Source organism: Lentzea nigeriaca (genome assembly GCF_016907955.1).
Taxonomy (GTDB): domain Bacteria; phylum Actinomycetota; class Actinomycetes; order Mycobacteriales; family Pseudonocardiaceae; genus Lentzea; species Lentzea nigeriaca.
This window is the reverse complement of record NZ_JAFBCX010000004.1, coordinates 716,650-725,913: the sequence shown is the minus strand read 5'-3', so window position 1 is coordinate 725,913 and position 9,264 is coordinate 716,650. Positions and strand designations below refer to the sequence as shown.

9 protein-coding genes and 1 pseudogene are annotated in these 9,264 nt (G+C 67.5%); 8 read left to right on the top strand and 2 right to left on the bottom strand.

The genetic code is table 11. The features are described from left to right. Positions 1-468 precede the first annotated feature (468 nt). From JOD27_RS18000 to JOD27_RS17990, 3 genes are all read left to right on the top strand, one after another. A complete protein-coding gene (locus tag JOD27_RS18000; protein ID WP_204763341.1) occupies positions 469-3,177 on the top strand; it encodes an RICIN domain-containing protein in 2,709 nt (902 codons plus the stop codon). 107 nt (positions 3,178-3,284) lie between these two features. After that, on the top strand, positions 3,285-3,815 hold the full coding sequence (locus JOD27_RS17995) for a SigE family RNA polymerase sigma factor (RefSeq protein ID WP_204763340.1): 531 nt from the start codon (positions 3,285-3,287) through the stop codon (positions 3,813-3,815). Continuing rightward, entirely contained in the window at positions 3,812-4,594 is a 783-nt protein-coding gene (locus tag JOD27_RS17990) for a hypothetical protein (RefSeq protein WP_204763339.1), read from the top strand. Before JOD27_RS17995 ends, JOD27_RS17990 begins: the two co-directional genes overlap by 4 nt. Positions 4,595-4,784: 190 nt before the next feature. On the opposite strand, the gene JOD27_RS17985 is transcribed toward JOD27_RS17990, so the two are convergent. Both JOD27_RS17985 and JOD27_RS17980 read right to left on the bottom strand, forming a co-directional pair. Beyond that, the gene (locus tag JOD27_RS17985; RefSeq protein WP_307830183.1) at positions 4,785-5,177 is read right to left on the bottom strand and encodes an arsenate reductase ArsC; all 393 of its coding nucleotides are present in this window, start codon (positions 5,175-5,177) and stop codon (positions 4,785-4,787) included. Between the two features lie 68 nt (positions 5,178-5,245). After that, the gene (locus tag JOD27_RS17980) at positions 5,246-5,593 is read right to left on the bottom strand and encodes an ArsR/SmtB family transcription factor (protein WP_204763337.1); all 348 of its coding nucleotides are present in this window, start codon (positions 5,591-5,593) and stop codon (positions 5,246-5,248) included. Between the two features lie 78 nt (positions 5,594-5,671). Here JOD27_RS17980 and arsM point away from each other — a divergent pair, with 78 nt between their 5' ends. From arsM to JOD27_RS17955, 5 genes and pseudogenes are all read left to right on the top strand, one after another. Then, entirely contained in the window at positions 5,672-6,475 is an 804-nt protein-coding gene (gene arsM, locus JOD27_RS17975; protein ID WP_204763336.1) for an arsenite methyltransferase, read from the top strand. A gap of 380 nt (positions 6,476-6,855) precedes the next feature. Then, positions 6,856-7,233, top strand: a complete 378-nt coding sequence (locus tag JOD27_RS17970; RefSeq protein ID WP_204763335.1) for a hypothetical protein — start codon at positions 6,856-6,858, stop codon at positions 7,231-7,233. Positions 7,234-7,243: 10 nt separating this feature from the next. Beyond that, positions 7,244-7,645 carry a hypothetical protein gene (locus tag JOD27_RS17965; protein ID WP_204763334.1) on the top strand — a complete coding sequence of 134 codons (402 nt, stop codon included), beginning with the start codon at positions 7,244-7,246 and terminating at the stop codon, positions 7,643-7,645. A 956-nt stretch (positions 7,646-8,601) separates the two neighbouring features. Next, a pseudogene (locus JOD27_RS47170) lies at positions 8,602-8,952 on the top strand (transglycosylase SLT domain-containing protein); the annotation flags it as partial. A 148-nt stretch (positions 8,953-9,100) separates the two neighbouring features. Further along, positions 9,101-9,250 carry a hypothetical protein gene (locus JOD27_RS17955; protein ID WP_158102858.1) on the top strand — a complete coding sequence of 50 codons (150 nt, stop codon included), beginning with the start codon at positions 9,101-9,103 and terminating at the stop codon, positions 9,248-9,250. Positions 9,251-9,264: the final 14 nt, after the last annotated feature.

Here is a 9,264-nt window from a genome sequence, read left to right as displayed (position 1 = left end):
GCAACGGAGTTCTCTGCAGAGCAACGATCTTGGTCGACGCTGTTCTAGCAGGAACTCCGTTGCCTGTTTCAGCCGGCCTTGACAGCCAGCCCACGCCGCTAACTACACGGCGTTGCGGCTAGACCTCGCCCACGCAGTCCTCTGATCTGCGCTGGTTGGAGACCTGAAACAGGTCTTCACCCAGCGCAGATCTGGACCTCTTGCTGTCCAACGTTCCGCCGATCCTGTCGTTGGACCTGTCTCGTAGACCATCGAGCGTGAGATCGACGCGGCCAGGAGTCCAGCACCTCGATCGGCGTGGTCACTACCGGTGAACGTTCATGGTCAGCGCACTGGACGACCGACGGGATGCTCACGGTCGTCCTGGCTCGGAGCGCAGCACAACGAAAATTCTCGCCAGGGCGGAAACCTTTCTGACCGCTGCGGCAACCCAGGGCTGAAGACGATCGAGCCCTGGGAGTTGCTGCGATGAACAAGCCCTTGTCCACACGGGACCGGAGGCGGACACCCACCCGTCACCGGAAGACGATCGCCGTGGCGTTGACCGCCTCCGCGGTCGCCGGGTCCTGCCTGTCCTTCGTGTTGTTCTCGAAGGACGACTCGGAGGCGACGCCGGTGGACACCGCCGCCTACTACCAGTTCGTCTCCGCTCGCAGTGGTAACGCGCTGGATGTGGCCGGTGGGGACAGCGCGGCGGGTGTGCGCATCCAGCAGGAGCAGCCCGAGGCCGATTCCGCCAGCCAGCAGTGGCGGGTCAGACCGCTTGCGGATGGCTTCTACCAGCTGGTGAACCACAACAGCTCGAAGGTTCTCGGGGTGCGGAACGGCTCCGAGTCCACTGTGGAGCAGCAGGCCGACACCGGTGCGGTCTCCCAGCAGTGGAAGATCAGCAACGTCGGCGACGGAGAGGTGAAGATCGCCTCCCGCAGTAGCGGGATGGTGCTCTGCGTCAACGAAGGCGAGGACAGCCAGGCGGTCGTGCAGGCCCCGGACAAGGCCGCGGACTCCGGTGGCGACGGGCAGCGCTGGAAGTTCACCAAGGCGGAGAAGCCCGCCGCTCCCAAGCCTCCCGTGGTGGCCGCGCGCCCACAGCCGACGGCCTCGCCGACCACGTCCACCGCACCGTCCACACCGGACGCTCCCACGGCGTCCGGCAAGTACTCCTGGCGCAACGTGCAGATCGGCGGCGGCGGGTTCGTCACCGGGTTCGTCTTCAACCCCGCTCGCAAGGACGTTTTGTACGCGCGCACCGACATGGGTGGCGCGTACCGCTGGGATGCCAAGGCAGCACAGTGGATCCCGCTGACCGACTGGACGTGGGAGTGGAACCTGCTGGGCATCGAGAGCATCGCGACCGACCCGGTCGAGCCCGACCGCGTGTATCTCGCGACCGGTACCTACACCAACGAGTGGGCGGGCAACGGCGCGTTGCTGCGCTCGACCGACCAGGGCAGGACCTTCCAGCGCACCGACCTGCCGTTCAAGCTCGGCAGCAACGAGGACGGCCGGTCCATGGGCGAGAAGCTCGTGATCGACCCCTCCGACCACAAGACGCTGTACCTCGGCACCCGCAAGAACGGGTTGTGGCGCAGCAACGACTTCGGCGTGACCTGGAACCAGGTCTCGAGCTTCCCGGTCAAGGATGGTGCGAGCAGCGGTGTCGGTCTGTCCTTCGTGACCTTCGGGCCCGCGGGCAGCAAGACGATCTACGTGGGTGTCGCCGACAAGAACACGTCGCTGTACCGCTCGACCGACGGCGGCAGCACCTGGCAGGCCGTGCCCGGTCAGCCGACCGGTCAGCTGCCGCACCACGGTGCCCTGTCCGGTGACGGCACGATGTACCTGACCTACAGCGACGCGCCCGGCCCGAGCGGCGTGACGGCCGGCTCGGTGTGGAAGTACACGCCGTCCAGCGGCGCGTGGAAGAACATCACCCCCATGTCGGCCACCAGCTTCGGCTACGGCGGTCTCGCCGTGGATCCGCAGCGTCCTGGCACGGTGATGGTCGCCACGCTCGACCGCTGGTGGCCGTCGGACGAGCTGTTCCGCACCACTGACGGCGGGGACAGCTGGAAGGCGCTCGGGGCCACGTCCGTTCGGGACGCGTCCGGTGCGCCGTACGTGGGCACCGGGATCGGCCACTGGATGGGCGCGATGGCGATCGACCCGTTCGACTCCGGCCACGTGATCTACGGCACCGGTTCGGGCCTGTGGGCCAGCAACGACGTGAACGCGGCGGACAAGGGCGCTGCCACGCACTGGTCGATCCCCGTGAAGGGCCTGGAGGAGACCGCGACCTCCGACCTGGTCATGCCGCCCGGTGGCAAGCTGCTCAGCGCCCTGGGAGACGTCGGCGGCTTCCGTCACGAGAACGTGGACGTGCTGCCGAAGGACTCCTTCTCCCCGCGGATCTGGAGCACCAGCGGCATCGACTTCGCCCAGTCCAAGCCGAACATCGTGGTCCGCGTCGGCACGCACGGTGACGCGAGCACGAACGGCGCCTACTCCTCCGACGGCGGCGTCAGCTGGAAGCCGTTCGACGGTTCTCCGGTGAGCGGCGCGAGCGGCGGCACCGCGGCGATCTCGGTCGACGGCGGCACCATCGTGTGGACCGCCTCCGGGCAGCTGCCGTATGTCTCGACCGACCAGGGCAAGACCTGGAAGGCGTCCTCCGGCCTGCCGTCCGGCACTCGGGTCGTGGCCGATCGCGCGACCGCCGGCACGTTCTACGCGCTCAGCCGCGGCGCCCTGTTCGCCAGCACCGACGGTGGCAAGACGTTCACCGCGCGTGCCAAGGGGCTCGCCGACGGACGCATCAAGGCGACCCCAGGCATCGCGGGCGACCTGTGGCTCACGTCCTACGACGGTATCCAGCACTCCACCGACGGTGGTGCGACCTTCACGAAGCTCACCGGAGTGAGGAGTGCCGACGGCATCGGCTTCGGCAAGGCCGCCCCTGGGGCCCGCTACCAGGCGTTGTACATCATCGGCACGGTGAACGGCGTCCCCGGTGTCTTCCGTTCCACCGACACCGGCGCGACGTGGACGCGGGTCAACGATGACCAGCACCAGTTCGGTGCCCTCTCCGGCGGCGCCATCACCGGTGACCCCGATGTGTACGGCCGGGTCTACTCGGGTTCCAACGGCCGCGGCGTGCTGATCGGCGAGCCGTCCTGATCACCGGGCGGCCACGGCCCATGCGCCGGGCCGTGGCCGTCCGGCCTGCCGGGGCGGCAGGTACGTTGCCGCCTGACAGGGGGCAGCGGAGAGGGCAACCAAGAACCATGGTCGTCGACCACAGATCGGCGGAGTTCCACGACTTCTTCGAACGCCATCACGCCGAACTGGCCCGCTTCGCGTGGCTGCTGACCGGCGAGGCGGATGCCGCCGACGATCTCGCGGCGGACGCCCTGGTGGCGTTGTGGCAGCGCTGGGACAGGCTGCGCGCGGCTGAGCATCCGCTCGCGTACGCCCGTGGTGTGGTCGCGAACAAGGCCAAGGAACGCGTTCGGTCCGCGACGCGGGAACGGCGCCGGATCGCCCTGTTCTGGTCTCGTGGGCCGGAGCAGGTGCAGGGCCCGGACGTCGCCGCGGTGGTGGACGTGCGGGCGGTGCTCGACCGCTTGCCGTTCCGCAGACGGGCCTGCGTCGTGCTGCGGCACGCCTTCGACCTGTCGGAGTCCGACACCGCGCTTGCGCTGGGCATCTCGGTCGGTGCGGTGAAGAGCCAGACCTCGAAGGGAATGGCGGAGCTGGAACGCGCGCTCGGTGCGCGAGCGGCCGCGAACGTGGTCGTGGGAAGGGGGACGCGGTGAACGACCAGATCAGCAGGCAACTGCGGGAGGCGGCGCAGGCGCACCAGCCCGACCGCGCACGGATGCTCGCCCGCGTCAACCGCGGTATCGCCGCCACCTCGACGGTTCGTCCCGCCTCCGGTATCAGCAGGCCCTGGGCCAGGGTCGCACTGGCCGGTGTGGCCGCCGCAGGGGTGCTGGTCGTCGCGGGAATCGCGTTCGACGGCATCGTCCGAACCGGACCGGCCACCGAGACGACCATGCCCGTCGCCCCCAACTCGGCGACGAGCCCCAGCCCCGCACCGTCCAGTGCCACACCACCCGATCACACCGGTGAGGCGGCGCCGCCGGTGATCACCCGGCAGGACCCGCCCGGCAACAGCAACTCGCCCGCGACCACGCAGAACCGGCTGGCGGACGGCCCGTTGTCGTCGAAGGGCTCCGTCGACCCAGGCAGCCACACGTTCTGGACGCAGGACAAGCTCGTCCTCGACGTGAGCCGGCCGCTGAGCAAGCTCACCGTGCAGGTGCACATCGCCCAGACCGGTGGTGTGCAGAGCTCCGGCCAGTGGCAGACCGGACCCGGTGACGACTTCAGCTTTACCGTGCAGGAGATCGATGGCGAGGTGGTCTACCGCTGGGACCTCAAGCCCGGTCACACCATCCCCGCCGCACAGCAGATCTTCGCCGTGCAGTTCAACCACACCCGCGGCGCTCGTGACGGCAAGGCCGACAAGTACGGCGTGATGGCCACTGCAGCAGGGCACGACCACGCGGTATGGGGCGACTTCAAGCCCTAGTGCGCTGACCACGCACGGCTGTACGGAACAGAGGGCGTCCACGGAACGGCCGGCGGTCCTCAGCCGCAGGTCACGGCCATGATCATCCCATCGGTCAAACGCCGCACGACGGAACTGCGCGGTTGACCTCGCCCACGCAGTCCTGCTTCGAAGGCCCCCGTCAACGACGCCGGGGGCCTTCGTCGTTTGGTCAGAGCTCGTCGATGAGAGCCCGCACGCGTCGTTCGATCTCGTCGCGGATCGGCCGGATCTGCTCGACGCCCTGCCCAGCGGGGTCTTCGAGTGTCCAGTCCAGGTAGCGCTTGCCGGGGAAGTACGGGCAGGCGTCACCGCATCCCATCGTGATCACGACGTCCGAGGCCTGCACCGCGTCGGTGGTCAGCACCTTCGGAGTCTCCTGGGAGATGTCGATGCCGACTTCCTTCATGGCCTGCACGACGTGGGGGTTGACCGTGTCGGCCGGTGCCGATCCCGCGGAGCGGACCTCGACGCGGTCCCCGGCGAGGTGTGTCAGGAAGGCGGCAGCCATCTGGGAACGGCCGGCGTTGTGCACGCAGACGAACAGCACGGACGGGCGGCTCACGGCGTTGTCTCCTTGGACCTCGACGGAATTGGACTGCTGAAGACGACGGCCAGGCCGCCGCGAGCCGGTCATGCGTTGACGGAGGCGCGCAGGAACCCGGTGAGTCGCTCGAGTGTGGCGGGCAACGCCCAGTAGTAGACCCACGTGCCGCGTCGTTCGCAGTCCACGAGCCCGGCCTGGCGCAGGAGCTTGAGGTGGTGCGAAATCGTCGGCTGCGCCAGGTCGAAGGCGGGCGTCAGCTCACAGACGCAGACCTCTCCACCCTCGCGGGACGCGATCATCGAGAGCAGCCGCAGGCGCACCGGGTCGCCGAGAGCCTTGAAGACGCCGGCCAGCTCGACGGCCTGTTCGGCGTCCAGCGGCGCATCTCCCACGGTGGCGCGGCAACCCGTGATCTCCGGCTCTTGATTCGACATTCTTCTATCTTGACGTTCTTCGAATCAAGGCGCAAGCTTGCATCGACGTACATCGATACAACGGTTTGAGGGGCACAGATGAGTGAGTCGTCCGCGGACCTGCGCGAGGTCGTGCGCCAGCGCTACGCCGCAGCAGCAGCGCAGGTGACCGATGGCGGCACGGCGTGTTGTGGACCGCAGCCCATCGAAACCGACGAGAACTTCGGCTCGACCCTCTACGCCGCCGATGATCGCGAAGCACTGCCCGCCGAAGCCGTCGCCGCCTCACTCGGATGCGGCAACCCGACGGCCGTGGCCGATCTGAACGAGGGCGAGCGCGTGCTCGACCTCGGTTCCGGTGGCGGGATCGACGTCCTGTTGTCCGCACGCCGAGTCGGCCCCACCGGCAAGGCCTACGGCCTGGACATGACCGAGGAGATGCTCGCCCTCGCACTCGCGAACACGGCCAAGGCCGGAGCGACCAACGTCGAGTTCCTGAAGGGGAACATCGAGGCGATCCCGTTGCCCGCCAACACGATCGACGTCGTGATCTCCAACTGCGTGATCAACCTGTCGACCGACAAGGCCGCCGTGTTCGCCGAGACTTTCCGCGTCCTCAAGCCCGGTGGCCGCATCGGCGTCTCCGATGTCGTGTCCGACGACGACCTCACGCCCGATCAGCGAGCCGAGCGCGGGAGCTACGTCGGGTGCATCGCCGGAGCGCTCTCGTTCACCGAGTACCGGGAGGGCCTCGAAGCCGCGGGCTTCACCGGCGTCGAGATCACCTCGACCCACGAGGTCGCCGAAGGGATGCACTCCGCGATCGTGCGAGCGGTCAAGCCGACCAATGTTCGTCGCGCTCTCATGCACGTCGCTGCCGAGATGGCGGTAGAGAAATGCTGACGCAAACGTTTGCTGATCACCCCGACTGCTGCCAACCGTGCAGTCGGCAGCCATGAGAGCGCGATCTTCATGATCGAAGCGCGGCTGCCTGCCGGCATCACTCTCACTGTCACATCCCAAGAGATAGCTGCGACACGCTGCTAGACCGGTCGTTGCTGATCGAAGACCCCGTCGGTCCCACGTTCCTGCGCGATGACACCCCGCCAGAACTGCTGGATGAGCTGCGCTGTCGACCACTGGGCCGAGACCTGGTGGCAGGTCTCTCGCTCCTGGCGGAGGTCTGGGCGTCGGCGCTGGTGAGCGGACGCCACGTGAGGGAGCGCATGCGGCCGACCGTATCCACGAGCGCGCGGGCTGTCTCTTCACTTAGCCTCGGGAGGGTGCCCAACGTTCTCGTGATCGGCTTCGATCCGCACACCATCCCCGGCTTCGACCCCGCACCCGTCGCCGCCGCCATCGAGCGGGGCAGCAAGGTCTTCGCCGAGCTGGGGCTCGCCGAAGACCTCTTCCTGATCGACTTCGCCGAGCTGGGCGGCCCGGCCGAGGCCAAGCTCGTCGAGAAGCTTCAACGGCGGCAGTACGACGCGGTCGTCGTCGGTGGCGGCATCCGCAAGGGCCCAGGGCTGCTGGAGCTCTTCCAGACCGTCGTCAACCTCGTGCACTGGCACCAGCCGGAGGCGGCGATCGCGTTCAACGACAACGCGGGCGACAGCCCGGACTGGGTGCTCAAGGCTCTCGAGCAACGGCGTGATCGCTAACGTCGAGGGCATGCCTGACGTTCTTCTCATCGGTTTCGCCCCTGACACCATCCCGGGCTTCGAGCCGGGCGCCGTGGCCGCGCAGCTGCGGGAAGGCAGCGCGCGCTTCGAGGAGCTCGGGATGACGGAGGAGCAGTGCCTCGTCGGCTTCGGCGACCCGGACGCCGCCGCCACGGTCGTCGAGCACCTGAAGCGGAAGCTGTACGACTGCGTCGTGGTCGGCGGGGGCATCCGCAAGCCCGCGGAGTTCCTGGAGCTCTTCCAGTCCGTGGTCAACCTCGTGCACCGGCACCAGCCGCAGGCCGCCATCGCGTTCAACTCCGGTCCGACCGACAGCGCGGACTGGGCGCTCAAGGCTCTGGAACAGCGGGCCGGCACGACGAGCGTCGGCGTCGCTGCCAACAAGCTCTGAACCACAGTGGCCACGCCTCCGTACACCTTTCCGAGACGGTAAAGCGGCGAACGCACGATCAGGGGAACGTCGGTCGACCGCCCCTGAAGCACGCCATACAGCTATCAAGTCCGCGCAGATCAGCCCCAAATATCCACCGAAAACTACACACCGTGACCATGTCACTCGATCGCGTGGTCGTCGACGTAACCCATAACGAGAGCCGGGCTCGCTCCGACTAACAGACAGCTCCGCCAGTTCGTCAGGAGGCAACGATGAACTTCAGCAGGATGCAAGTGGCTCGCTGACTGTCTGTTAGCGGTAGGTAGCCCAACTCATCGGAAACGTGACGAGAGTCACCCAACGGGCGCTGAAGCTTGCCTGCGCTCGTGACGCGAGGTTACGTTCTCGCCCGCCGATAACGGTTTGGTCACCGGCAGGACACAGGAACTGCAGCAGGCAGGGTCCAAAGTCCCATGGGAATCCCCCGCCCATGTTTGCCGGAGACCAAGCTCCCCGACGCAGGAGGCTCCCCCTTGGCCCGGCACAGCAAGGCTGCCGGCCGAACCGTGTACACGGTCGTGCCCAGAGCAGAAGTGAAGGTCGGCGCGCATCGCGCCGAGGACGACAAGGTCCCGCTCGCTCACCGCGTGAGCGCCATCGTCGTCGCAGCAGGTGTCGCCGCCGGCACCGCGGCCATCGCCAACGCCGCCACCAGCGGCTCCTCCAGCGAGCTCGCTGCCGGGGCCGAGTTCGGAGCGATTCCGGACCACGAGGCGCAGACGGTCAAGACCATCCACGACGTGAACCCCGGTGGAGAGGTCGGTCGTCTGCTGCAGTTCCAGCAGATGTACGCCCAGCAGGCCTTCGAGCAGGCCAGCAAGGCCGCCGCGGACGCGCACGCCCAGCGCGAGGCCGCTGCCAAGGCCGAGGCCGAGCGTCAGGCGGAGATGCGCAAGCCCGCCAAGCAGCGCGAGGTCGAGGGCTGGATCAAGGACGCCATCAAGATCCTGCAGGCCAACGGCACCAACATCGACAACGGCAGCGTCGACGAGATCTACACGATCATCATGAAGGAGTCGAACGGCAACCCCAACGCCGTCAACAACTGGGACTCCAACGCGATGCGCGGCACACCGTCCAAGGGCCTCATGCAGGTCATCGACCCGACGTTCCGCGCGTACAAGCTCCCCGGATACGACAACATCCTGGCTCCCGTCGACAACATCATCGCGGGCGTGCGCTACACCTACGCGCGCTACGGCGGCTTCCAGAACCACCCCGGGTTGGTCAGCATCAACCTGGGCGGCGGGTACCGGGGGTACTAAAGACGCCAGTTTCGCCGTGTCGGGGTGCGTGAAACCCATCAACGGGCGATGCTGTCAAACAGGTTCACCCACAAGCATGGCGGCCCTAGCGGGCACACGCCCGGTAGTGCTCCCATCGAAGCGATTTCCCGAACGCAGGGAGTGGCCGATGAACGAGCAACAGGCACGCGACGACGAGCTGGCGAAGATCCGCTCGGAGGCGACGAGCTGGCTGGCCAAGATGGCCAAAGCCCAGCAACGTCCCAAGGTCGAGCAGCGGAGGCCTGAGCACGACGCCATGACACCCGCGAAGAAGTAAGGTCAGGAAACGCC

Bases quoted from the DNA above. Each gene is read 5' to 3' on its own strand.
- JOD27_RS17955 (WP_158102858.1), top strand. From the start codon at position 9,101: ATGAACGAGCAACAGGCACGCGACGACGAGCTGGCGAAGATCCGCTCG.
- JOD27_RS18000 (WP_204763341.1), top strand. From the start codon at position 469: ATGAACAAGCCCTTGTCCACACGGGACCGGAGGCGGACACCCACCCGT.
- arsM (WP_204763336.1), top strand. From the start codon at position 5,672: ATGAGTGAGTCGTCCGCGGACCTGCGCGAGGTCGTGCGCCAGCGCTAC.
- JOD27_RS17965 (WP_204763334.1), top strand. From the start codon at position 7,244: ATGCCTGACGTTCTTCTCATCGGTTTCGCCCCTGACACCATCCCGGGC.
- JOD27_RS17995 (WP_204763340.1), top strand. From the start codon at position 3,285: ATGGTCGTCGACCACAGATCGGCGGAGTTCCACGACTTCTTCGAACGC.
- JOD27_RS17980 (WP_204763337.1), bottom strand. From the start codon at position 5,593: ATGTCGAATCAAGAGCCGGAGATCACGGGTTGCCGCGCCACCGTGGGA.